A 23,292-nucleotide genomic window follows, 5' to 3' on the forward strand; every position below is an offset into this window, starting at 1 on the left:
GGAGCAGGCTGGCGACTGTGCGAGCCTGCTCGCATAATAAACAGTTCATCATTGTTAAACCGCTTTTCTCTGCATTACAGTGTATATATATACAGTAAACAGTCGGAGGCAGCATGGACTACAGCATCACGCACCAGAATAAACGCAAAATTGCCGGTTTTCATATGGTTGGCCCATGGGAACAAACCGTTAAGCAGGGTTTTGAGCAACTGATGATGTGGGTGGAAGGGCGTCAGATCCAACCCCTGGAGTGGGTGGCGGTTTACTACGATAATCCCGATGAAGTTCCTGCTGAAAAGCTGCGCTGCGACACGGTTGTCACCGTGCCGGACGATTTTGTTATCCCACCTAACAGCGAAGGGGTGATCCTCACCGAAGTGGCAGAGGGCGACTACGCGGTGGCGAAAGCCCGCGTCGAGAACCACGATTTCGCCACCCCGTGGAACCTGTTTTTCGATAGCCTGCTTGAAGATGTCGATTACCAGATCGCGCCAAAAGCCTGCTTTGAACGCTATCTGAATGACGGCAATGCCGACGGTTTCTGGGATATTGAGATGTTTATTCCTGTTCAGAACCGTATCGCGTAAGAGGCCACTAATTCTTACTCTTTCCAGGGTTTTTCTGCCGGGGGGCACAACTCCGGCAGAAAACGCAGTACAATCAGGGTTTGCCGTAAAGCTGGAGAGCCTGTGCGCCCCGACAAGTCTCTGACACCTTTTGAAATTCGACTGTATCGTCATTACCGCACCGTACACGGCTGCCGTATCGCACTGGCGTTTATCCTCACCTTCTTACTGGTGCGTCTGCTGGACGTGCCGGAAGGAACATGGCCGCTGATCACCCTGGTGGTCATCATGGGGCCCATCTCTTTCTGGGGGAACGTGGTTCCGCGCGCGTACGAGCGTATTGGCGGCACCATTCTGGGCTCGGCGCTGGGGTTAATTGCCCTGAAGCTGGAGCTTATCTCTCTACCGCTGATGCTGTTGTGGTGCGCGGTGGCCATGTTCCTCTGCGGCTGGCTGGCGCTGGGTAAACGCCCTTACCAGGCGCTGCTTATCGGCATCACCCTCGCGGTGGTCATTGGCGCGCCGACCGGGGACATGCAGACTGCGCTGTGGCGAAGCGGCGACGTTATCCTCGGTTCCCTGCTGGCGATGCTGTTTACCGGCATCTGGCCGCAGCGGGCGTTTTTACACTGGCGTATCCAGATGGCGAACTACGTTACCGCCTTTAACCGGGTCTACCAGGCGGGCTTTTCACCCAACCTGGTTGAGCGTCCGCGGCTGGAAAAGCACCTGCAAACCATCCTCAACGACGTGGTAAAAATGCGTGGCCTGATTACCCCGGCCAGCAAAGAGACCCATATTCAGCGAGCCATCTTCGAGGCGATCCAGACCGTCAGCCGCAACCTGGTCTGCATGCTCGAACTGCAGATCAACGCGCACTGGTCCTCCCGGGCCAGCCATTTTGTGATGCTGAATGCCAGGACCCTCAAAGAGACGCAACAGATGACTCAGCAAACGCTGCTCACCATCGCCCATGCGCTTTACGAAGGCAATCCGCAGCCCATACTGGCCAACACCGAGCGGCTGAATGAAATTGTTGCCGAGCTGCGTCAGCTGATGAACGATCACCGCAGTGAAAACGTGGCGGAAACGCCCATTCACGGCTATGTATGGTTGAGCATGGAACTTGCCCGCCAGCTGGAATTACTGTCACATCTTATCTGCCGGGCACTGCGCAAATAAAAAGCGGCTATGCGCGGTTGCGTTGTCTGCTGCTTCGATTCAGCAGAAATTGAGGTTATGATAGGGACAAAGGAAAAATTATTGTCATCAGCAATCGCTATCAGTAAGTTAATGCCATAGCGGTTGTTTAAACGAATCCGAATCTCACATTATCAGGGGTGTAAAAATGGAAACTACTAAGCCTTCGTTCCAGGATGTTCTGGAATTCGTCCGCCTGTTCCGCCGCAAGAACAAACTGCAACGTGAAATCCAGGACGTTGAGAAGAAGATCCGTGACAACCAGAAGCGAGTTCTGCTGCTGGACAACCTGAGCGATTACATCAAACCAGGCATGAGCGTTGAAGCAATCCAGGGCATCATTGCCAGCATGAAAAGCGACTACGAAGACCGCGTAGACGACTACATCATCAAAAACGCTGAGATCTCTAAAGAACGTCGTGAAATCTCGAAAAAGCTGAAAGTGATGGGCGAGATGAAGCACGCTGAAGTCAAAGGCGAATAATCGCCGCTGAACAGACTAAGCCCTCCGACCTGTCGGGGGGCTTTTTTTTGGCCGCCGTTTACCCGCCCCGGAAAAGCAAAAAGCCTGCTCGAAAGCAGGCTTCTTAAATGTGGCTCCTCTGACTGGACTCGAACCAGTGACATACGGATTAACAGTCCGCCGTTCTACCGACTGAACTACAGAGGAATCGTTGTGGAGCGTTATCTTAGCGGCGAAAAAACTTTTGTCAAACCTGATCTTAGCCAGGATTGTTCAACTGCCGATTCTGTCATCAGTTTGTCGTAATTACCAACATATTTTTGTGGGAAATACTTTGCAGGATCTGCATTTCTCCCTCATTATTTGAAATGTAGTTTCAACTCTCTCTCTAAGGTCCATTTTGAACGTCACCTCCGCTTTACGCCAGGCCGTGATGCGCACGCGCTGGTATAGCAAACGTAAGAGCTACAAAGTTCTCTTCTGGCGCGAAATCACCCCCCTGGCCGTGCCTATTTTTCTGGAAAATACCTGCGTTCTGCTGATGGGCGTGCTCAGCACCTTCCTGGTGAGCTGGCTCGGTAAAGAGGCGATGGCGGGCGTGGGGCTGGCCGACAGTTTCAATATGGTCATCATCTCCTTCTTTGCGGCCATCGATCTGGGTACCACGGTGGTGGTAGCCTTTAGCCTCGGTAAGCGCGATCCGCGCCGGGCCCGGGCGGCTGCCAGACAGTCGCTGGTGATCATGACCCTGTTCTCCATTGTGCTGGCGGCGGTGATCCACTATTTCGGCGAAGAGATCATCAATGTGGTTGCCGGTGAGGCCACCGGCGAGGTGAAAGCCCTGGCGCTGTCGTATCTTGAAATGACGGTGCTCAGCTACCCGGCAGCGGCCATTGCGCTGATTGGCAGCGGGGCGCTGCGTGGGGCAGGGAATACCAAAATTCCGCTGCTGATTAACGGCGGGATGAACATCCTCAACATCATGATCAGCAGCGTGCTGATCTACGGGATTTTCTCCTGGGACGGGCTCGGGTTTGTCGGGGCCGGTCTGGGGCTGACGATCTCCCGCTATATCGGTGCCATCGCGATTATTGTGGTGCTGGCGGTTGGTTTTAATCCGGCACTGCGTATCAGCCTCAAAAGCTATTTCAAGCCGCTCAACTTCGCCATTATCTGGGAAGTGATGGGCATCGGCGTGCCCGCCAGTATTGAGTCGGTGCTGTTCAACGGCGGCAAACTGTTGACCCAGATGTTTGTGGCCGGGATGGGGACCGACGTCATCGCCGGTAACTTTATCGCCTTTTCCATCGCCGCATTGATCAACCTGCCGGGTAACGCCCTGGGTTCCGCTTCCACTATCATCACCGGTAAACGGCTCGGGAAAGGGCAGATCGGCCAGGCTGAGCGCCAGTTGCGCCACGTCTTCTGGCTCTCGACGATCGGGCTTACCGCCATTGCCTGGGGCACCGCGCCGTTCGCCAGCCTGCTGGCGTCGTTCTATACCCATGAGCAGGACGTTAAGGACGTGGTGGTGATCCTTATCTGGCTTAACGCCGCCTTTATGCCGATCTGGGCGGCGTCCTGGGTGCTGCCTGCCGGGCTGAAAGGGGCGCGCGATGCCCGCTTTGCCATGTGGGTCTCTATGCTCGGGATGTGGGGCTGTCGCGTGGTGGCCGGTTATACCCTGGGGATCATGCTGGGTATGGGCGTGGTGGGTGTCTGGCTGGGGATGTTCCTCGACTGGGCGGTACGTGGCGCGCTGTTCTACTGGCGCATGGTCAGCGGACGCTGGCTGTGGAAATATCCGCGACCCGCGCGTGAAAATGCGGCGGTAATCCCCGAGGAACGGATAGCGAATGTGCAAACTGGGGAATAAATCGGCAAACGATGCAAAAACTGCATTCTGCCTTTGACATCGCCAGGTGGCATCGCTAATATTCGCCCCGTTCACACGATTCCTCTGTAGTTCAGTCGGTAGAACGGCGGACTGTTAATCCGTATGTCACTGGTTCGAGTCCAGTCAGAGGAGCCATATTTAAGAAGCCCGCTTAAGGAAACTTAAGCGGGCTTTTTGCTTTTTCTGATTGCCCTCTCCGCCAGGAGAGGGCGAGTACAGGCTACCGGTGCACGCGCGCCGTTGCCGCGATCAGCCACGGACGGGCCTCACTGCTAACGTGCGGCGAGAGCGCCTCGCGTACCCGGTGGTGGTAATCATTCAGCCACTTAATCTCCTTATCGCTGAGCAGCGCCAGCTGCACCTGGCTCAGATCAATCGGGGCCAGCGTCAGCGACGCGAAGCGGCAGAAGCCCGGCACGCTTTCTACCACCTCCACCTGGTTTTCAATGCGGATACCGTACGCATCGGCCAGATAATAGCCCGGCTCAATAGTCATGATATTGCCTGCCACCAGCGGCCAGGGGTTGACCTTCTTCGCGATCCGCTGCGGATTTTCATGGATCAGCAACTGGTGGCCGACGCCATGTCCGGTGCCATGATCAAAATCGAGCCCCAGCTCCCACAGCGCAGACCGCGCAAAAGCATCAATCTGATGCCCGCATGTCCCGGTCGGGAATTGCAGGGAAATGAGCGATAAAAAGCCTTTCAACACCGCAGTGTAATGCAGTCGACACTGCTCGCTCAGCGGACCGAAAGCCAGAGTGCGCGTGGCGTCGGTGGTGCCGTTGTGATACTGCCCGCCGGAATCGTTGAGGTAAAAATGCGCGCGGGTGATGGCGGTATTGGTCTGCTCGCTGGAGTGGTAGTGGCACATCGCCGCGTTGCCGGCGGAGGCGGATATGGTGGCAAAACTCTGTTCGATAAAGCCCGGCCGCTGCTGGCGGAAGATAAGCTGCTGCGCCTGGGCCTCCAGTTCGGTAATCGGGTTGCCAGCGGCTTCGCGACGCGGCACCTCATGCGCCAGCCAGGCAAGGAAGTTGACCCATGCCACGCCATCCTGATGGTGACTGTCGCGGTAGCCCGCCAGCTCGACAGGGTTTTTGTGTGCTTTCATCGCGGTGATCGGATCGGCGTGCCAGACGATCTCGCCCTGCGATTGAACGGCAAAGCACAGGGCGACAGGCGCTGTATCGGCATCAATCATAAGTCGTTTACCCACACAAAGTTGCTGGCTGCGCGTCAGGAAATCTGCTTCAGGCGATAACGTCAGGCTCTCCAGCAGCGCGGACGGAAGTCCGCGGGTTTTCTCTGGCGTGACAAACCACTCCACCGCACCCTCGTGGCTCAGCAGGGCAAACGAGTTTGGCACCGGGCTCATCGGGATATCGCTGCCGCGCACGTTGAGCAGCCAGGCGATGTTGTCCGGCTGAGTGATGGCCAGATAATCGGCGTTCTGTTTTGCCAGGATGGCGGCCACGCGCTGGCGTTTATCGGCGCTGCTCTCGCCGCTGATCTCCAACGGCATTTCGCGGATGGCACCCACAGGCTGGGCCGGACGATCCTGCCAGAGCAGATCGAACGGGGAGTCATTCAGGGCGACCAGCTCGCAGTGGCTGGCGTTCAGCGCTTCGTACTGGGCGTTGGTCATCAGCATCGCTTCAAAAGCGATTCGGGTATCTGCCGCCACGTTCTGCTGCAACCAGTCCGCCAGCGGATCGTTGTGCAGGTGCAGGATCTCAACCTCGGCCAGATTAACCTGTTCACGGGCCTGAACCTGATAACGTCCGTCGACAAACAGCAGTGCGCGATCGCGCAGGATCAGGGCGTGGCCCGCCGAGCCGTCGAAGCCGGTCAGCCAGGCGAGAATATCGTCGTGCGGGTGGCAATATTCACTCTGAAAGGCATCGGCGCGCGGCACGATAATGCCATCCAGCGCCTGGGTTTCCAGCCACTGGCGCAGGGCGGATAGCGGTGATGTGGTTTGCATAACTTTCCTTTTTTATGATTAGCGGAACGGCGGCTCGTTAAAGGTACGCAGTTTACGCGAGTGTAATTTATCGCCCTCGGCGCGCAGCCGATCGATGGCGCGAATGCCAATCTGCAGATGCTCGGAGATGGCCCCCTCGTAGAAACGGTTGGCCTGGCCGGGAAGCTTAATTTCGCCGTGCAGCGGCTTATCGGAGACGCACAGCAGGGTGCCGTAGGGCACGCGGAAGCGGTAACCCTGGGCGGCGATGGTGGCGCTCTCCATATCGATCGCCACCGCGCGGCTTAAGTTAAAGCGCAGCGCCGACGCCGAGTAGCGCAGCTCCCAGTTACGGTCGTCGGTGGTGACAACCGTTCCGGTACGCAGACGCTGCTTAACCTCTTCGCCCGGCATGCCGCTCACCTCTTTAGTGGCGTCGTACAGCGCCCGCTGCACCTCGGCGATGCTCGGGATAGGGATATCTGGCGGCAGCACCGCATCCAGCACGTGGTCGTCACGCAGGTAGGCGTGGGCCAGCACGTAATCGCCAATCAGCTGGCTTTCGCGCAGCCCACCGCAGTGGCCAATCATCAGCCAGACGTCCGGGCGCAGTACCGCGAGGTGATCGCAGATGGTTTTGGCGTTAGACGGACCTACGCCGATGTTAATCAGGGTGATGCCCTGGCCATCGGCGGTGACCAGGTGCCAGGCGGGCATCTGGTGCTTTTTCCACGCCAGATCGGAGATGGCCTGTTCCGGGGCTTCGGTTTCGGCGGTGATCCAGATCCCACCCGCGCAGGAGAGGGCGATGTACGGGCTGTCGGGATCGAGGATCTGACTGCAGCCCCAGCGCACAAATTCATCCACATAGCGGGTGTAGTTGGTAAACAGCACGAACGGCTGGAAGTGTTCTGCGGGCGTGCCGGTGTAGTGGCGCAGGCGCGCCAGTGAGAAATCGACGCGGCGGGCGTCAAAGTGCGACAGCGGAGAAAATTCCGCGGGATGGTAGATCCCGTCCGCCGTCTCATCGCCAATCTGCGACAGCTCGGTAGTCGGGAAGTGGCGCGTCAGGCCCGCGCTCATGGAGCGGTCCAGGGTCAGCTCTGAGCCGTCGATAACGTACGGATAGGGGATCTCATGGCGCGATGGCTCTACGGTGATGTGGGCGCCATAATCCTGATACAGCAGCGTCAGCTGCTCTTCCAGATAAGGACGGAAAAGCGTCGGACGGGTGACGGTGGTGGAGTAGCATCCGGCATGGGTAAAACGGCCATAGGCGCGGGTTTTTGGTGGATTAGTGGCGCTACCATCCCAGGTCACGGAAAGTGATGGATAAACAAAGAGGCCATTCATTCTGGCCTCTGGATCGGGGAGCGTTCCGTCTTTGATATAGTTGCTGATGGCGCTGCGCAGGGCGTTGACCGCCTGGTCGTACAGCGCATCCAGCGTTTCCAGTGCCTGAGCCGGGGTCAGGCTGGAGCCCTTATTATTCATCTCTGTCTCCTTGTTCCACAGGTGTACGGCGTTACCCGATAGTATGTCACCTGTATGTGAAACAAAAGTGAGATCAGGCGTCGGCGCGTTTCATCAGCAGGCAGGTCGCGGCGGAGAGCAGGCACCCGGCCAGCAGATAGATCGCAACGCTGTGCCAGTCGCCGCCGGAGAAGGTTACCAGCGCGGCGGCGATAAACGGCGTGAATCCGCCTCCCACCACGCTCGCCACCTGATAGCCAACCCCTGCGCCGCTGTAGCGGTAGCTGGCACCAAACATTTCGGTGAACATCGGCTGCTGGACGCACACCACCATGTCATGAGCAATATTCGCCAGCATAATGGCGAAGACTACAATCCAGAAAACAGACTGGGCTTCGAGGGCCATAAAGAAGGGGAAGGTACTCAGGGCACCCGTTAGCGCACCGGTGATATAGATCCGGCGGCGGCCAAACCTGTCCGCCAGCCAGGCAAAGCAGGGGATGGTGAGGCAACTGATGCCGCCCACCAGCAGGCCAATATTCAAAAACAGCTCGCGAGGCAGGCCCAGGTTCTGGGTCGAGTAGCTTAGCGCGAAGGCGGTGACGATATACATGGTCAGCAGTTCACACAGGCGCAGGGCGATAATTTTCAAAAACGCGCCGGGATGGCGGATCAGCGCGTCCATCACCGGCAGGCGGCGCTGCTCTGCGGGTTGCTGTCGCTGCTGTTCGAACTCGGCAGACTCATCCATCCCCTTACGTACCCACAGCGCCCCCAGCACCAGTACAATGCTGAACAGGAACGGGATGCGCCAGCCCCAGCTCAGGAACTGTTCGTCTGTGGTGAGGGTACTTATCAGCGACACCAGTCCGGTGGAGAGCAGCAGACCCACACCATAACCCACCTGCACGCCGCTGCTGTAGAAGGCTTTTTTACGTGCCGGGGCGCTTTCAACCGACAGCAGCGCCGCGCCGCCCCATTCGCCGCCGACGGCAAAACCCTGAACGGCGCGCAGGGTGACCAGCAGAACCGGTGCCCACCAGCCAATAGCGGCAAAAGAGGGAAGAATACCAATCAGCGCCGTGGCGATCCCCATCATCCACACCGTCAGCATCAGCATCCGTTTGCGGCCCAGCCTGTCGCCGAAATGGCCGAAGATCACTCCGCCCAGCGGGCGAAAGAGAAAGCCGACACCAAAGGTGGCAAAGGCGGCGAGGGTGCCCATTGCCGGGCTTATTTGCGGGAAAAATTCGCGGTTAAAAACCAGCGCGGCGGTAATGCCGTACAGCAGAAAATCGTACCAGTCGACTACCGCACCGGCAAAACTGCCAAGGGCCGCGCGGCGTGCGCGCTGAAGCGATGGTGTTGCCCCGTCGGGGGACGAGGAAGCGAGGGTGGTATCCATAGTGATCCTGTCTGAGGTTATTTTCTTATAGGTATAGGAAGAAGATCGCTCACATTACGGTTGCCTTTAAACAGCGGCGGGTAAGAGACTACCGCGACAGCGGACAGCTGAAAACGTTTTTATCCCGGCATGAGCTAAACGGGTGATATTCATCGTAATGATGATTTGTTGGCTGGCTATAAACGCAGCAACAAGGCTATGCTTGTCAGACACGTGGAGCGACAGAGGAAGGGAATGATGGGTCGTATTAAGAAGTTGGGTTTTATTACTGCTTTACTGGTGAGCCAGAATGTACTGGCGGTGAGCTATCCGTTGCCGCCTGAAGGGAGCCGCCTGGTAGGAAGCGCGCAGACGATCGTCGTTCCGCATGATAATAAATTGCCGCTGGAGGCGTTTGCGGCGCAGCACGGGCAGGGGCTCAGCAATATGCTGGAGGCCAACCCGGGTGCCGATCCGTTTTTACCCAAAGCCGGTACACAGCTGGTTGTGCCGCAGCAGCTGATCCTCCCGCCGACGGTGCGTGAGGGCATCGTGGTCAACGTGGCGGAGATGCGTCTCTATTATTATCCGAAAGGGAGCAACACCGTTGAGATCTTCCCAATCGGTATCGGTGAAGCCGGGCGCGAGACGCCGCGCAACTGGGTCACCGCCGTTGAGCGCAAGCAGGACGGGCCAACCTGGTCACCAACGCCAAACACCCGTCGGGCCTACGCCAAAGAGGGCAAAACGTTGCCGGCCTTTGTGCCCGCAGGGCCGGACAACCCGATGGGGCTATATGCCCTGTATATCGGCAGGCTGTATGCTATTCATGGTACCAATTCAAACTTTGGCATCGGGCTGCGCGTGAGCCAGGGCTGCATTCGTCTGCGTAACGCCGATATTAAATACCTGTTCGACAATGTCCCGGTCGGAACCCGGGTGCAGCTTATCGATCAGCCGGTTAAAGTCACCACCGAGCCGGACGGCAGCCGGTGGGTCGAAGTTCACGAACCGCTGTCGCGCAATCGCGCGGAATTTGAATCCAGCAATAAAGTGCCGTTGCCGATGACGGCAGGGCTGCGCGCGCAACTCAACGGTGCAGATGTGGATGCAGTGAAGGTTGACGGAGCGCTGGAGCGCCGGTCGGGTATGCCGGTAAATATCGGCTATGGCGCGCGCGAGACGCCGCTGGTGGCAACGCTCGGCCAATGAGCTGACAACATCAGTCAAAACCCGCGCAAGCTTCTCTGCGCGGGTCTTTGCTTTATAAATAGGGTAAAGCATCTCTTAGCATAAAATTACGCTGCGCTTTGATTGTTGGATTTGCTGAAAAGCTAAATACTCTGCCGAACTATTTATCACCCTGTAACGACAGCGCAGGTATCTTTTTCAGCTAAAATCCACTGGTTTATTATGCAACATATCAGAAATAACCTTTTGACAGGTTTGCTGGCGCTATTTTGCGCCTCGTCAGTCTGTGCGGGCGTTAATATTGGCGGAACGCGCGTAATTTACGACGGCGGGAAAAAGGAAGCGGCAATCGGCGTTTCAAATCCAGATAGCGTTCCTTATCTTATTCAGTCATGGTTCGATAACCCGGATAATAGCAGCGGGAAAATTCCCTTTGTCATTACACCTCCCCTGTATCGACTGGATCGTGGACAGGAAAATACGATGAGGATTGTCCGCGCGGGGAGTGTACCGGACAATAAAGAATCAATGTTCTGGCTAAATATTAAAGCCATTCCTGCGGCGGAAAGAAAAGCAAACTCGTTGCAGATTGCGGTGAAAACCCGTATCAAATTAATATACCGCCCGGCTTCGTTAAAAAGAAAAAACCCGGAAGATTTTGCTGACCAGCTGAAATGGACACGTTCCTCTAACAATATTTCGGTGCGTAATCCCGGGAATTATTATATGAATTTTAATGAGATTACCGTTGCGGGAAAAAACGTACCTGAACCCACCTATGTTGCACCGGGGGCGTCTGCAACGTTTTCATTACCGGCTGGCGTAAGCTCAGGGCCTGTAACATTCAAACTGATCAATGATTTTGGTGGGGTAGGAAAGACTCATCACGCCGCTATTTAAAGAGGGGAAACTCTGCAGGGGCATGGGATAAGAATTTTTATGCGCAAGATATTATACTCCTGGTTTACACCGACTCGTCTGGCCTGTTTAATTGCGCTGGCGTTGCCGGGTATTATGCAGAGCGCCAGTGCCGAAGAGTATTTTAATCCGGCACTGCTCGAAGTGGGTAACCCCTCGATGAGAGGTATTGATCTCTCCTCTTTTGCACGTGGCGCGCAGGTGCCAGGTAAATATCGCGTTGAGGTCGTGGTAAACGATCAGACGGTGGATACCCGCGAGATTGATTTTAAATCGGTGGCAAAGGCCGAAGGCGATCAAAGCCTCCAGCCGTGTCTGTCGATAGGATTGCTGCAAAGTTATGGTGTCAAAACCGATCTCTTTCCCGGACTCGATAAAGATCCTGAATGCGCAAATCTTGCGGCGATCCCAAAGGCGACTGCCGATTTCATCTTTGGTGCGCAAAAACTATTGTTGAGTTTTCCTCAGGCGGCACTTACATCCCAGGCGCGCGGCTATGTTGCGCCAGAAATGTGGGACGAAGGCATTAACGCCTTGCTGCTGAATTACAGCATCAGCGGTGATAACACCTGGGGCAGAAATAGCACCTCCAGTAACAGCCAGAGTCAGTACGCGAACCTGCGTCCGGGCGTGAATATTGGCCCCTGGCGTCTGCGTAATTATATGACATGGCGCCGCGATTCTGATGGTAAAGCGCAGTGGGATACGGTTTATACGTATGCCCAGCGCAATATCGTTCCTTTGAAAAGCCAGCTGACGCTCGGCGACAGTTCATCGCCTTCCGACGTATTTGACAGTATTCCTTTTCGCGGTGGGCAGCTGGCCTCCGACGATGAGATGCTACCCGACAGCCAGAAAGGCTATGCCCCTGTGGTTCGCGGTATTGCGCGTACCAACGCTCAGGTGGTTATCCGCCAGAATGGCTACACCATCTACCAGAGCTATGTTGCCCCCGGCGCCTTTGAAATTACCGATATGTACCCTACCGGCGGTGCGGGTGATTTAAGTGTTTCGGTGAAAGAAGCGGACGGCAGCGAACAGGATTTTGTCGTGCCCTATGCCTCTGTGCCTGTTCTGCAGCGAGAGGGGCGACTGAAGTACAGCCTGACGGGGGGGCAATATCGTCCCAGTGATAGCCAGGCAGAAAAGCGCCCGCTGATGCAGGGAACCGCTATGTATGGTCTACCGAAGGGCTTAACCCTTTATGGCGGTATACAGGCGTCCAGCCCCTATCAGTCCTACGCTATCGGCGTTGGTAAAAATATGGGTGAGATCGGGGCGTTGTCTATGGACGTTACCCAGGCTTGGTCGAGCCCTGAGACGCAGGATAAAACAAGCGGGCAAGCCTGGCGCGTGCGCTATAGCAAAAACTTTACCGATACCGGAACCAATTTCTCGGCGACCAGCTATCGCTATTCCACCGCGGGATATTACGGGATGCAGGACGTGCTTGACGCCGATAGCAACAGTCAGTCGTTGCAGGATCATCGGCGTAACCGCGCTGAATTGACGCTGAGTCAAACGCTCGGCCCTGCCTTCGGCTCGATCACCGGCAGCGCAATCCGTGAAGATTACTGGAACGCTGACAAGACGATGAGTTCATACAGCGTCAGCTATAACAACGCGTGGAACGGTATCACCTGGGGACTGAGTTATACCTATAGCAATAACGCGAGCGCAGAGGGTAGCGACGGGGAGAAAACCTATGATAAAGACCAGATCCTGGCTTTAAATATAAGTGTTCCTTTAGATCGTTTCCTGAGTAATACCTGGGCCAGCTACAGCCTGAATAGCAGTAAGAAAGGGGATACAACCCATACGGTTGGTCTGAGCGGCACGGCGTTGCAGGAAAATGCCCTGAGCTGGGGTGTACAGCAAGGGTATGGCAATGACGGAACTGGTCATAGCGGTAACCTTAGCGCTGACTATCACGGAACCTATGGCGAAGTCACCGGCGGGTATAGCACTGACGATAATATGCAGCGGGTTAACTATGGCCTGAATGGAGGCGTTATAGTGCATGCCGACGGTGTGACGCTGGCGCAGCCTTTTGGTGAAACCCTTGCACTGATTAAAGCCCCGGGCGCGTCGGGGGTGGGCGTAACAGGCCAGACCGGCGTGAATACCGATTACCGGGGTTATACCATCGCCAGCAATGTCTCGCCGTATCGTAAGAACAGCCTGAGTCTGGACACTGAAACACTGCCGGATGACGTTGAGCTGGAATTAACTACCCAGACCGTCATTCCCACGCGGGGCGCGGTGGTGAGAGCTGTATATAAAGCCAATGTGGGCACTCGCGTATTAATGACTCTGACCAGGGCAACGGGGCAACCCGTTCCGTTCGGGGCCACAGTCACTGTTGCCACCGATAAAAATTCAGCCGGATTTATTGTGGGGGATCAGGGCCAGGTCTACCTGACCGGCCTGGAAAACCGCGGTGAGTTAATTGCACGCTGGGGTATGGAAGCGAATGAAAAATGTCGAGTTAATTATTTGCTTCAGGGATCTGAAGCGGATTCTGGAGTGGTTTTAATCAATGAAATATGCAAATAAATTTATCAGCTATAAACGCGTTGGTGCCTTAATGATAATGATATTTTGGTGCTTCAGTTTTAATGCTTTTGCTGATTGTTCATTTGTCTCCGGGCAGGGAACGCAAAATCTGAGCTTTTCACCTGATAACGTTACCGTGCAAAGAGATGTGCCCGTTGGAACAGTAATATATTCAGACTCAACGGCGGCGGGTTCAATGTTGCTGGGTTGTAATGGCGATATCAACACTAATTATTATAAGATGCTTTATCTTGGTGGCGTACCAACATCAATTAATCATGCTTATGCGACCAATATTCCTAGTGTAGCGATATCTGTCGATCTTGCATGGGGATATCTTGACAATCCAGCGTCCACTGATAATACGCCATTGGCATCTGTAAGACTCCCCCCGATTATCTATAAGTTGATAAAAACGGGTGATATTCAGTCTGGTCAGTTAAGTACCGGGCTCATTGGCACCTGGACGGTATCAGACATTACGGTAGTGAGAATAAATATGACGGGTGGGAGTATAACCCAGGTTGCATGTTCAGTGACTACGCCTAATTTAACGTTTCCGATAGGCAATGTTTCAAAAGCAGATTTTGGTACAACTACAGGATTTACCCCGGCAAAAACCAGTACCCAGAATCTCGGATTAGATTGTGATGGTTCCGCCAATATAAATGTCACGCTGAACGGGCAACAGAATCCGGATGTCAGCGATGCCAGCGTAATGGCCTTAAATAATCAAGGAGGTACGAATATCGCGCAAGGCGTTGGAGTGCAATTATTATATGACGGTAAACCACTCGTTATTAATTCCAGGCTTGCATTAAAAACATCCAGCGGCGGAAAAGAAGCCTTTCCTCTTACTGCCCGTTATTACCAAACCAGAAATACCGTCACCGTCGGCGAAGCTAATACTTCCGCAACGTTGACACTGACATACCAATGAAATATTCAATGTCTCAACATCATGCCAAGGTGGGCTAAAATGAAAAAAAGTTTATGTTATCTGACCGCATCTATTTCTGCTGTTCTTTTTGCGGGTAATATTTATGCGGCAGATAGCGTTAATATCAACATTACCGGGAGAGTAATTGCTTCTCCTTGTACTACATTAAATGGTGGTTCCGATGCGTTAAACGTTGACCTGGGCCAATCCCTCCAGGCTTCCTCTTTTGAAGGGGCAGGCTCGGGTTCAGCAATGAAGACCTTTGATTTACCGGTGACCGGTTGTCCGGCTAGTACCACTAACGTAAAAGTGACGTTTACTGGCAACCCGGACGGCACAGATGCGACGCTGTGGGCAAACAACGCGGCTCAAGCTGCTGCCAATACCGCAGTTGAGTTATCCCAGCAATCTACGGGAGCCATTTTGAGCAATAACAGCTCATTAATTGGTGCCGTTGAAGAGGGGAATACAACCTTTAAGCTTCAGGCGCGTGTCTATTCGAAGGCAGGTAAAGTTATGCCTGGCGATGTCTCCTCAGCGATTGTGGCCTCTTTCGAGTATCAGTGAAACCGATGGTGTCGGCGCTGTCGATACCAAAGCAAAAAGCCCGCTTAAGTTTCCTTAAGCGGGCTTCTTAAATATGGCTCCTCTGACTGGACTCGAACCAGTGACATACGGATTAACAGTCCGCCGTTCTACCGACTGAACTACAGAGGAATCGTGTGAACGGGGCGCATATTATCGACGTCAGGTGCACTTGTCAAAGGGTGATCCCGCCTGTTGGTATCGTTTGCTGACAAAATCAGCAAAGTGGCGTTTTCCACAGCGGTTTGCACGTTTTTGGTGCGGATATACCCCGAATGGGGCAGATCATAAACCGCTGTTTCACTTCAAAAAGCCGCGACAGCAATTGGATTTCCTTATTTTCAGCCGCTTAGCGGACATATCGGACCTCTTTTAAAAACTGGCAAGCATCTTGCAAAACCTTCTGTACATTCGCGCCGGAACCGGCAACGCATTTCGTACAGGGGGCAAAATGAACTTAAGACGACTGAAATACTTCGTAAAAATCGTCGATATCGGTAGCCTGACCCAGGCTGCTGAAGTGTTGCATATCGCACAGCCGGCACTGAGCCAGCAGGTGGCCACTCTGGAAGGTGAACTCGATCAGCAGCTGTTGATCCGCACGAAACGCGGCGTAACACCAACTGAAGCCGGCAAGATCCTCTACACTCATGCACGCACTATTTTGCGCCAGTGTGAGCAGGCGCAGCTTGCGGTGTGCAATGTCGGCCAGACGCTGACCGGGCAGGTCTCGATTGGGCTGGCGCCGGGCACGGCGGCCTCGTCTGTGACCATGCCGTTATTACAGGCAGTGCGCGCAGAACTACCGGAGGTGCTGGTCTACCTGCACGAAAACAGCGGCGCGGCGCTGAACGATAAATTACTCAGCGGGCAGCTGGATATGGCGGTGCTATACGATCGTTCCCCTGTGGCGGGGATCACCAGCCAGCCGGTATTGAAAGAAGATCTCTTTCTGGTAGGCACGCGGGATTGTCCGGGGCAGAGCGTGGATTTAAACGCCGTAGCGGAGATGAATCTGTTCTTACCCCGCGATTACAGCGCCGTGCGTTTGCGCGTCGATGAGGCCTTCTCTCTGCGCCGCCTGACGGCAAAAATCATCGGTGAAATCGACTCAATATCTACCCTGACCGCCGCCATTGCCAGCGGGATGGGCGTAACGGTTCTGCCTGAATCCGCCGCGCGCTCGCTTTCCAGTGCTGCCAATGGCTGGATGGCGAGAATCTCCTCGCCGTCGATGAGCCTGCCGTTGTCGCTTAATGTCTCTGCCCGCGGATCTTTATCACCACAGGCGCAGGCGGTGAAAGAGATCCTCATGTCGCTGGTGAGCCGCCCGTCACTGGAGAATCGCGAGCTACAGCTGGTGAGCTGATATTCCATAAAGGTATAAGTTGCGGGTTTTTATTATTTGTTCTCACGACGGGCACACTCTAACAATAGCGTCATGTCAGATTCGCCGGAGTGAACCGTGAATTTCCAGCAACTTAAAATTATCCGTGAGGCGGCCCGTCGGGATTACAACCTGACCGAGGTCGCCAACATGCTCTACACCTCCCAGTCGGGCGTCAGCCGCCATATCCGCGAGCTGGAAGAGGAGCTGGGCATTGAGATTTTCATTCGCCGCGGCAAACGCCTGCTGGGGATGACCGAGCCCGGCAAGGCGCTGCTGACCATCGCCGAACGCATTCTCAACGAAGCGAGCAACGTGCGCCGTCTGGCCGATCTCTTCACCAACGATGCCTCCGGCGTGTTGACCATCGCCACCACCCACACTCAGGCCCGCTACAGCCTGCCGCCGGTGATCAAGGCCTTCCGGGAGCTGTTCCCGGATGTGCGTCTGGAGCTGATCCAGGGCACGCCGCAGGAGATAGAAGTGCTGCTGCAAAACGGCGGGGCGGATATCGGCATCGCCAGCGAGCGCTTAAGCAACGATCCGCTGCTGGCGGCGTTCCCGTGGTTTCGCTGGCATCACAGCCTGCTGCTGCCGGTCGACCATCCGCTGACGCAGGTCTCCCCGCTGACGCTGGAGGCTATCGCCAAATGGCCGTTGATCACCTATCGCCAGGGCATCACCGGGCGCTCCCGCATCGATGAAGCCTTTAACCGCAAAGGGCTGACGCCGGATGTGGTGCTCAGCGCTCAGGACTCTGACGTGATCCGAACCTACGTCGAGCTGGGGCTGGGGATCGGGCTGGTGGCGGAACAGTCCGGCGACGAGCGCGAGCAGGGGAATTTGCTACGTCTCGATACTCGCCACCTGTTTGATGCCAACACCGTCTGGCTTGGGCTTAAGCGGGGGCAGCTGCAGCGCAACTATGTCTGGCGCTTTATCGAACTTTGCAACGCCGGGCTGTCGGTGGATGAGATTAAACGTCAGGTGATGGAGCCGGAAGAAGCGGCGATTGACTACCAGATATAGCCTGAACGACCCCGCCATGCGGGGTTTTTTCTGTGTCGCTTCCAGCAATGAACACAGTTACATTGCATGAAGATGTTTCTTGCGAAATCTCATCCATTTTCCCTCAGCCACACTTCCTCCTTCCCCTTAAAAAAGATAGTTTCAATATAGGCTTTAATCTATATAGTTTTTAACCTATATTATCAGGGAGGACTCGTGTGGAAGATTGAAACGACGGATACGTTTGATCGTTGGTTGAACGTGCTAGCGGATCGCGAATTAACGGCTTATCTGAACAGTAAATGAAAGGAGTAAAATATGGGCAGAACGCTGGAGCAGCTGCTTGCAGAGGAAAAACCAGAGGTTGTTAGCGCCGCCACTGTTCTGGCGGAAGAGATGCTTCTCAATATTCATCTGGCTGAACTGCGCGAGAAAGTGAATAAAACGCAGAACGAAATGGCTCAGGCGCTGGGCCTGAAGCAGCCGACGGTGGCGGGTATGGAAAAGGCCAGGCGTGATATTAAACTTTCTACCCTGAAACGCTATGTTGAGGCGGCAGGGGGCAAACTGCGTGTGGAGGTCGATCTGCCGGATGGCTCCCATTACGGCTTTGCGCTTTGAGATGAGTTTTATTGATAAAAATGTGCAAAAGCAAAAAGCCCGCTTAAGTTTCCTTAAGCGGGCTTCTCAAATATGGCTCCTCTGACTGGACTCGAACCAGTGACATACGGATTAACAGTCCGCCGTTCTACCGACTGAACTACAGAGGAATCGTGTGAACGAGGCGCATATTAATGGCCTCGCTATTTTGTGTCAACACTAAATTCAACGCCCTGATTCAATTGATTAATTATGACTCAGGCTGCTGATTTAGTGTACTTGCGTGGCGGGATCATCGCCGGGTCCTTCATTTTCACGCAAACGCTGCAGCGGGTCCTGCTGGTAAAACTGGCAAAAACGCTGCCACAGCGCCGGGAAGCGGGGGGCGAAAAGTTCGGGGGCGCTGAAGAAATATTCCGATAACACTGCAAAGCACTCAGCAGGATCGGTGGCGGCATAAGCGTCAATGCTGGCCGCGCTTTCGCCCACCAGATCGATCTCATCCTGAATGTTGTTCATGGCAGCGTGCAGGTCGTGTTCCCATCCTGCCACTTCACGTAACGGGATAAACGGCACGCCGCTGGCGCGATCGCCGTTACGGGTATCCAGCTTATGAGCCACTTCATGAATGATGAGGTTGAAACCGGATGCGTCGAAGGAGTCCTGAATATCCAGCCAGTTGAGGATAATCGGCCCCTGCTGCCAGCTTTGACCGGACTGCACCATTCGCTGACTGTGAACCAGCCCGATGTCATCCTCCCACTCGTCGTCCACTACAAACGGCGCCGGGTAGATCAGCACTTCATGGAATCCGTCCAGCCACTCGATACCCAACTGCAGTACCGGCAGGCAAAAGAGCAGGGCAATACGGGTGCTCTTGCGATCGTCGAGTTCAAAACCCTGGAGCGGCACCAGGCGTTTCTGCTGTAAGAACCGCATGGCAAGCTGTACCAGACGCGATTTATCCTCATCCGATAAAGTGGACAGAACGGGGATCGCCAGCGCCTCTTCCCACGGCAGCGCCGCGCTTCGGGCGGATTCATTCGATTTCCAGGGCCACTTAATCATCGCTTTGCTCGCAAACTCGTTACTTGAACAAAATTGAACGGTTATGGTCTGTTAAAATGCCAGATTACTCGTCAGAATTTCTGCTCGCTTCTCACCAGACTTCCTGTGCGCTGGTTACCTTATCATTCCGCTTACGAGAAGTAACAGCCCTTTACCGCCTCATAACAATATATGTGAGCTAAATCAGGATGTTTGCCTGAAGAGGCTGTTTTACGGACATTACTCCTGGTGGCAATACTGTCTGAGCAGGGCAATCTGCTCTGGACGCAGGCGATAACGATAGACGGGCCGGCCGGTTGCGCCATAGTGAATGCTGGTGTGCAGAATGTTGACCTGCGCCAGCCAGATCAGGTATTTGCGACAGGATACCCGCGAAATATTGACTGCGTTCGCCAGATCGTCGGTCGAGAACTCTGTCCCCGGATGGGCATCAATCCATAAGCACAATGTACGCAGTGTCTGAGGGGTTAATCCTTTCGGCAGGCGACGACTGTCCGCCAGCTCCGGCGCACCACCGCGTAGCAGTCGGTCAACGTCTGCCTGCTCATAATACTGGTGCGATTCCATCAGCTGTTTTTTCTTGCACCAGCCGTTCAACGCCTCGGCAAAACGCGGAAACTGAAACGGTTTGATCAGGTAATCCACCACGCCATAATGCATGGCGGTTTGAAGGGTGGTGGCGTCCGAGGCCGAGGTGATCATAATGACGTCCGTTTTACGCCCGGATGCGCGGATCGTCGGCAGCAGGCTCAGGCCATTATCGCGCTGCATATAGACATCCAGCAGGATCAGATCCACCTGTCGGGCAGGGGAGTGAAGTACAGCTTCAGCCTCTGCAAGGGAAGTGGCAATGCCGCAGCAGCAAAATCCCTCGACCCGGTCCAGGTACTGGCGGTTAAGATCGGCCACCATGGCATCGTCATCGACAATCAAAACATGTATCACGCGTTTTTCCTTTCACTGTCCCAGGGGAGTTGCACAAAAAACTGGGTAAACACGCCCGGCTCAGATTCCACGGCGATCTCCCCGCCCAGATTTTCGATTTGCTGACGGGCGAGGAAGAGTCCCACCCCCCGGTTCTCACCTTTGGTGGAAAACCCTTTGCTAAAAATGGTCTGCAGATGCTCAGGGGCGATACCCGGGCCATCGTCACTCAACTCGGCACTCAGCCAGCCCTGCTGATAATGCAGCAGCAGACTGATTTCCCCTTCGCCCTGCGTTGCCATGGCATCAAGCGCATTTTCAATCAGATTACCGAGCACGGTAACCAGGCCTGCGACCTGCTGCGCGTTCGGGTTATCGGGAACCTGACTGGCATCAGAGAGTGTGAGGCTAACCCCCAGTTCTCTGGCACGGTTGATTTTGCTCAGCAAAAACCCGGCAACTACCGGCGATTTGACGTTGCGCTGCAGCGTGCCGACATCGCTCTGCCAGGCATTGGCGGTCAGCAGGACGTACTCTTCAAGTCTGGCATAGTGTTTCATATGCAGCAGCCCGAGGATCACATGCAGCTTATTCATAAACTCGTGGGAGTGGCTGCGCAGGGCATCGAGATAGTTCACCATGCCGTCGAGCCGCTGCAGAAGCTCGCTGATTTCGGTTTTATCGCGAAAAGTGGTGATGGCACCCATCAGCTGATTATCGCTTTTGACGGGCAGAGTATTACAGAGCAACAATCGACCGTGGCAGTTAATCTCCTGATCCTCAAGAGGATGTCCGCTACGTAATACCTCGCGCAGGTTCGCCAGCAGCGGGGCTTCATGCAGGGTATTGCTGCTGGCGCTGATATTCAGGATCTGCCGGGCGGCATGGTTGACCATCGTCACATGCCCATGCTGATCCACGGCAATGACGCCCTCGCGCAGGGATTGCAGCATCGCCTGACGCTGCTCCAGCAGGGCTGAGATTTGCCAGGGTTCCAGTCCGAACAGAACGCGCTTCAGCATTTTCACCAGCCCCCAGGCGCCGAGCGCCCCCAGCAGCGCGCTGAAAAGTACCAGCCAGATGGCATCCCAGCGGTTGCGGGCGATCTGCTGCTCCACTTTATTGAGCGAGATCCCCACCGCAACCACCCCAATCTGCTGATGCTGTGCGTTGTAGACCGGCGTGAACACGCGCAGCGCCTCGTCGAGCACCCCGTGATTGATGGCGACATTCTCTTTATCCTCCAGCGCCGGGCGGAGATCGTCGCCAATAAAAGCTTTGCCGAGCAGGGTGCTGTTGGGATGCGAATAGCGGATCCCTTGCATATCGGTGACAACCGCAAACAGCAGGTTGTTGCGCTGCATTACGGCCAGGGCGACGGGCTGGATAATGTTGCTCTCCGGCGGGAGCGACAAGCCGCGGATAACCTCAGGGCTGTCGGCCAGCGTTCTGGCGACCGCCAGGGCGGTATCCCGCACCCCGTCACGGGTGGCCCGGGTGATTTGCGCGAAATAGAGGACAAAAATTACCAGCAGCACCGCGCCCGTCACGCTGTACACCATCAATGTGACCAGCGTGTTGAGTTTCATTGGGCGCTTGTGCGTGGAGGGAAGGGGCGGCAAATCGCGCATTGAAACTCCGGTAAATACAGAAAGGAGGGCATTATCGCTGATGGCGCTAATTTGTAAAAGGGATGTAAAACGGAGGGCGGCAGAAAGCAAAAAGCCCGCTTCGCAGCGGGCTTAACAGATTGTTGTCGGCCAATCAGAACTGGTAAACGATACCCAGCGCGAACTGGTCGTCAGAGTGACCGCCGGTACGGGCCGCGTCTTCTTCGTCCAGCAGGTTAAATTTGTATGCGGTGTAGACGTTCATGTTCTTGTTGAAGTAGTACCAGGTACCCAGTTCAACATAGTTCACGAGATCGGCGTTGAAACCGCCACGGCCGTTCTTCTCACCCAGATCTTTGCCTGAGGAATAGACGTAGCCCAGGGAAGGACGCAGGCCGAAATCAAACTGGTACTGCACCACGGCTTCGACGTTCTGGGTTTTGTTGGCAAATCCGACATCGCCACCGGTCCAGGTCATGTTACGGGTTTCACCGTACATTACCGCTGCGTAAAGGTTGTTTGCATCATACTTCGCTGCCAGGGACCAGACTTCAGCGTTCTCGCCATAGCCGTCAGCAGACTGCTTGTCAGTACGGTCAGATTTGCCGTATACACCTACAAAGCCGAAGCCATCGAAGTTGTAGCTAACTGATGAGCTGTAACCGTCGCCGTTGGCTTTCTCCACTTGGTTATCATGGTTTTTGCCCTGGTACTGCAGCGCAAAATCCAGACCTTCAACCGCGCCGAAGAAGTCCGAATTACGATAGGTCGCCACGCCGGTGGTACGGCCGGTCATAAAGTTATCGGTGTGAACCCAGGAATCACCGCCCCATTCTACGAGCATATCGGTGTAAGCACCGGCGTCGTAGGCTACGCCATAGTTACGGCCATAGTCGAATGAGCCGTACTCGCCGAATTTCAGGCCTGCAAACGCCAGACGGGTGCTCTGCTCCTGCTGGCCTTCCGGGGCGTTGGCGGGCATGTTGTACTCAAACTGACCAAAACCGGTCAGTTGGTCGCTGATTTGTGTTTCGCCTTTGATGCCGAAACGGGCATAGGAGGTATCGGCGTTTTCACTGTTGCTATCATCGGTCTTGTCCCAGACACGCTCACCGACCATCTTTCCGTACAGATCGAATTTATTGCCGTTTTTATTGTAAATTTCCGCCGCGTTAGCTGCGCCTGCGCTCAATAAAACGGGGACCAGAACTGCCAGTACTTTTCTTTTCATTATATATTCCCTTTCATGTATTTTCTTCATGAATATACGAAACCCCCTCCGGGTTACCGGGTCAATACTATTTCAGAGCGGGTTTTTACTGTTTAAAAATAAATGTAACTAAGTTATTTAGATTATTTCTAAATGTTAATAAATGAATGTTGATATATCTGTTGAATGGTTTTTTATAAATCATGACTGCTGTGAATTAATATCTATTCAAGTTTTGAATAGAAGCCTTGGTGTTTATTTGCGTGATGAGATGGTCTGCGAAAAAGGGATAAAAAAATCCCGATAAGAATATCGGGAAAATAAGGGGTAATTTAAAGGTAGTTAT

General features: G+C 54.7%; 20 protein-coding genes and 4 tRNA genes. 14 read left to right on the forward strand and 10 right to left on the reverse strand.

The window, feature by feature from the left end; genetic code table 11:
• The first annotated feature begins 113 nt into the window (after nucleotides 1–113).
• The 3 genes from sbmC to FFB58_RS11860 all read left to right on the forward strand — a co-directional run bounded on the left by sbmC (nucleotide 114) and on the right by FFB58_RS11860 (nucleotide 2,250).
• Complete coding sequence (sbmC, locus tag FFB58_RS11850) at nucleotides 114–587, forward strand: DNA gyrase inhibitor SbmC (RefSeq protein WP_039030230.1); 474 nt, start codon at nucleotides 114–116, stop codon at nucleotides 585–587.
• A 102-nt stretch (nucleotides 588–689) separates the two neighbouring features.
• Nucleotides 690–1,748 (forward strand): FUSC family protein, encoded by a 1,059-nt coding sequence (locus FFB58_RS11855; RefSeq protein WP_138369980.1) that lies wholly within the window; start codon nucleotides 690–692, stop codon nucleotides 1,746–1,748.
• Nucleotides 1,749–1,914: 166 nt separating this feature from the next.
• Nucleotides 1,915–2,250: a DUF496 family protein gene (locus FFB58_RS11860; RefSeq protein WP_039030228.1), complete on the forward strand. Its 336-nt coding sequence runs from the start codon at nucleotides 1,915–1,917 to the stop codon at nucleotides 2,248–2,250.
• Nucleotides 2,251–2,360: 110 nt separating this feature from the next.
• On the opposite strand, the gene FFB58_RS11865 is transcribed toward FFB58_RS11860, so the two are convergent.
• A tRNA-Asn gene (locus FFB58_RS11865) sits at nucleotides 2,361–2,436 on the reverse strand.
• Between the two features lie 6 nt (nucleotides 2,437–2,442).
• Between FFB58_RS11865 and FFB58_RS23155 the strand changes: the two genes are divergently transcribed.
• The 3 genes from FFB58_RS23155 (at nucleotide 2,443) to FFB58_RS11875 (ending at nucleotide 4,261) form a co-directional block, all read left to right on the forward strand.
• Entirely contained in the window at nucleotides 2,443–2,535 is a 93-nt protein-coding gene (locus tag FFB58_RS23155; protein WP_223073807.1) for a DUF5951 family protein, read from the forward strand.
• Nucleotides 2,536–2,629: 94 nt separating this feature from the next.
• Complete coding sequence (locus FFB58_RS11870) at nucleotides 2,630–4,105, forward strand: EmmdR/YeeO family multidrug/toxin efflux MATE transporter (RefSeq protein ID WP_039030227.1); 1,476 nt, start codon at nucleotides 2,630–2,632, stop codon at nucleotides 4,103–4,105.
• Between the two features lie 80 nt (nucleotides 4,106–4,185).
• Nucleotides 4,186–4,261 (forward strand) — tRNA-Asn (locus FFB58_RS11875).
• An 85-nt stretch (nucleotides 4,262–4,346) separates the two neighbouring features.
• Here the strand turns inward: FFB58_RS11875 and FFB58_RS11880 are convergent.
• The 3 genes from FFB58_RS11880 to shiA form a co-directional block, all read right to left on the reverse strand.
• Nucleotides 4,347–6,113, reverse strand: a complete 1,767-nt coding sequence (locus FFB58_RS11880) for an aminopeptidase P family protein (protein WP_138369981.1) — start codon at nucleotides 6,111–6,113, stop codon at nucleotides 4,347–4,349.
• Nucleotides 6,114–6,131: 18 nt separating this feature from the next.
• Complete coding sequence (locus tag FFB58_RS11885; protein WP_039030225.1) at nucleotides 6,132–7,586, reverse strand: AMP nucleosidase; 1,455 nt, start codon at nucleotides 7,584–7,586, stop codon at nucleotides 6,132–6,134.
• 73 nt (nucleotides 7,587–7,659) lie between these two features.
• Nucleotides 7,660–8,970: a shikimate transporter gene (shiA, locus tag FFB58_RS11890; RefSeq protein ID WP_039030224.1), complete on the reverse strand. Its 1,311-nt coding sequence runs from the start codon at nucleotides 8,968–8,970 to the stop codon at nucleotides 7,660–7,662.
• A 237-nt stretch (nucleotides 8,971–9,207) separates the two neighbouring features.
• Between shiA and ldtA the strand changes: the two genes are divergently transcribed.
• The 5 genes from ldtA (at nucleotide 9,208) to FFB58_RS11915 (ending at nucleotide 15,121) form a co-directional block, all read left to right on the forward strand.
• Nucleotides 9,208–10,161 (forward strand): L,D-transpeptidase, encoded by a 954-nt coding sequence (gene ldtA, locus FFB58_RS11895; protein ID WP_138370008.1) that lies wholly within the window; start codon nucleotides 9,208–9,210, stop codon nucleotides 10,159–10,161.
• A 201-nt stretch (nucleotides 10,162–10,362) separates the two neighbouring features.
• Complete coding sequence (locus tag FFB58_RS11900) at nucleotides 10,363–11,040, forward strand: molecular chaperone (protein ID WP_039030222.1); 678 nt, start codon at nucleotides 10,363–10,365, stop codon at nucleotides 11,038–11,040.
• Between the two features lie 114 nt (nucleotides 11,041–11,154).
• Nucleotides 11,155–13,614, forward strand: coding sequence for a fimbria/pilus outer membrane usher protein (locus tag FFB58_RS11905; RefSeq protein WP_286172684.1), 2,460 nt, complete (start codon nucleotides 11,155–11,157; stop codon nucleotides 13,612–13,614).
• Nucleotides 13,598–14,554, forward strand: coding sequence for a fimbrial protein (locus FFB58_RS11910; RefSeq protein WP_138369983.1), 957 nt, complete (start codon nucleotides 13,598–13,600; stop codon nucleotides 14,552–14,554). Before FFB58_RS11905 ends, FFB58_RS11910 begins: the two co-directional genes overlap by 17 nt.
• Before the next feature lie 39 nt (nucleotides 14,555–14,593).
• Complete coding sequence (locus tag FFB58_RS11915; RefSeq protein WP_039030220.1) at nucleotides 14,594–15,121, forward strand: fimbrial protein; 528 nt, start codon at nucleotides 14,594–14,596, stop codon at nucleotides 15,119–15,121.
• A gap of 74 nt (nucleotides 15,122–15,195) precedes the next feature.
• On the opposite strand, the gene FFB58_RS11920 is transcribed toward FFB58_RS11915, so the two are convergent.
• Nucleotides 15,196–15,271, reverse strand: a tRNA-Asn gene (locus FFB58_RS11920).
• A gap of 319 nt (nucleotides 15,272–15,590) precedes the next feature.
• Between FFB58_RS11920 and nac the strand changes: the two genes are divergently transcribed.
• From nac to FFB58_RS11935, 3 genes are all read left to right on the forward strand, one after another.
• A complete protein-coding gene (gene nac, locus FFB58_RS11925; protein ID WP_039030219.1) occupies nucleotides 15,591–16,508 on the forward strand; it encodes a nitrogen assimilation transcriptional regulator NAC in 918 nt (305 codons plus the stop codon).
• 96 nt (nucleotides 16,509–16,604) lie between these two features.
• Nucleotides 16,605–17,555 carry an HTH-type transcriptional regulator Cbl gene (gene cbl, locus FFB58_RS11930; protein ID WP_039030218.1) on the forward strand — a complete coding sequence of 317 codons (951 nt, stop codon included), beginning with the start codon at nucleotides 16,605–16,607 and terminating at the stop codon, nucleotides 17,553–17,555.
• 297 nt (nucleotides 17,556–17,852) lie between these two features.
• Nucleotides 17,853–18,155: a helix-turn-helix transcriptional regulator gene (locus tag FFB58_RS11935; protein ID WP_138369984.1), complete on the forward strand. Its 303-nt coding sequence runs from the start codon at nucleotides 17,853–17,855 to the stop codon at nucleotides 18,153–18,155.
• A gap of 73 nt (nucleotides 18,156–18,228) precedes the next feature.
• On the opposite strand, the gene FFB58_RS11940 is transcribed toward FFB58_RS11935, so the two are convergent.
• The 5 genes from FFB58_RS11940 to FFB58_RS11960 form a co-directional block, all read right to left on the reverse strand.
• Nucleotides 18,229–18,304, reverse strand: a tRNA-Asn gene (locus FFB58_RS11940).
• Between the two features lie 100 nt (nucleotides 18,305–18,404).
• Nucleotides 18,405–19,202, reverse strand: coding sequence for a DgsA anti-repressor MtfA (gene mtfA, locus FFB58_RS11945; RefSeq protein ID WP_039032533.1), 798 nt, complete (start codon nucleotides 19,200–19,202; stop codon nucleotides 18,405–18,407).
• Between the two features lie 219 nt (nucleotides 19,203–19,421).
• Complete coding sequence (gene dcuR, locus FFB58_RS11950) at nucleotides 19,422–20,147, reverse strand: two-component system response regulator DcuR (protein ID WP_138369985.1); 726 nt, start codon at nucleotides 20,145–20,147, stop codon at nucleotides 19,422–19,424.
• Nucleotides 20,144–21,757 (reverse strand): sensor histidine kinase, encoded by a 1,614-nt coding sequence (locus tag FFB58_RS11955; RefSeq protein ID WP_138369986.1) that lies wholly within the window; start codon nucleotides 21,755–21,757, stop codon nucleotides 20,144–20,146. The genes dcuR and FFB58_RS11955 overlap by 4 nt, the downstream gene beginning before the upstream one ends.
• A 133-nt stretch (nucleotides 21,758–21,890) precedes the next feature.
• Nucleotides 21,891–22,967: a porin gene (locus FFB58_RS11960; protein WP_138369987.1), complete on the reverse strand. Its 1,077-nt coding sequence runs from the start codon at nucleotides 22,965–22,967 to the stop codon at nucleotides 21,891–21,893.
• Nucleotides 22,968–23,292 lie beyond the last annotated feature (325 nt).

Source organism: Enterobacter sp. MF024 (assembly GCF_005843915.1).
Lineage (GTDB): Bacteria > Pseudomonadota > Gammaproteobacteria > Enterobacterales > Enterobacteriaceae > Enterobacter > Enterobacter barmai.

Coding starts and splice junctions, on each gene's coding strand:
- sbmC (WP_039030230.1), top strand. CDS start 114: ATGGACTACAGCATCACGCACCAGAATAAACGCAAAATTGCCGGTTTT.
- FFB58_RS11860 (WP_039030228.1), top strand. CDS start 1,915: ATGGAAACTACTAAGCCTTCGTTCCAGGATGTTCTGGAATTCGTCCGC.
- FFB58_RS11880 (WP_138369981.1), bottom strand. CDS start 6,113: ATGCAAACCACATCACCGCTATCCGCCCTGCGCCAGTGGCTGGAAACC.
- FFB58_RS11885 (WP_039030225.1), bottom strand. CDS start 7,586: ATGAATAATAAGGGCTCCAGCCTGACCCCGGCTCAGGCACTGGAAACG.
- shiA (WP_039030224.1), bottom strand. CDS start 8,970: ATGGATACCACCCTCGCTTCCTCGTCCCCCGACGGGGCAACACCATCG.
- ldtA (WP_138370008.1), top strand. CDS start 9,208: ATGGGTCGTATTAAGAAGTTGGGTTTTATTACTGCTTTACTGGTGAGC.
- FFB58_RS11900 (WP_039030222.1), top strand. CDS start 10,363: ATGCAACATATCAGAAATAACCTTTTGACAGGTTTGCTGGCGCTATTT.
- FFB58_RS11905 (WP_286172684.1), top strand. CDS start 11,155: ATGCAGAGCGCCAGTGCCGAAGAGTATTTTAATCCGGCACTGCTCGAA.
- FFB58_RS11910 (WP_138369983.1), top strand. CDS start 13,598: ATGAAATATGCAAATAAATTTATCAGCTATAAACGCGTTGGTGCCTTA.
- FFB58_RS11915 (WP_039030220.1), top strand. CDS start 14,594: ATGAAAAAAAGTTTATGTTATCTGACCGCATCTATTTCTGCTGTTCTT.
- nac (WP_039030219.1), top strand. CDS start 15,591: ATGAACTTAAGACGACTGAAATACTTCGTAAAAATCGTCGATATCGGT.
- FFB58_RS11935 (WP_138369984.1), top strand. CDS start 17,853: ATGGGCAGAACGCTGGAGCAGCTGCTTGCAGAGGAAAAACCAGAGGTT.
- mtfA (WP_039032533.1), bottom strand. CDS start 19,202: ATGATTAAGTGGCCCTGGAAATCGAATGAATCCGCCCGAAGCGCGGCG.
- FFB58_RS11955 (WP_138369986.1), bottom strand. CDS start 21,757: ATGCGCGATTTGCCGCCCCTTCCCTCCACGCACAAGCGCCCAATGAAA.
- FFB58_RS11960 (WP_138369987.1), bottom strand. CDS start 22,967: ATGAAAAGAAAAGTACTGGCAGTTCTGGTCCCCGTTTTATTGAGCGCA.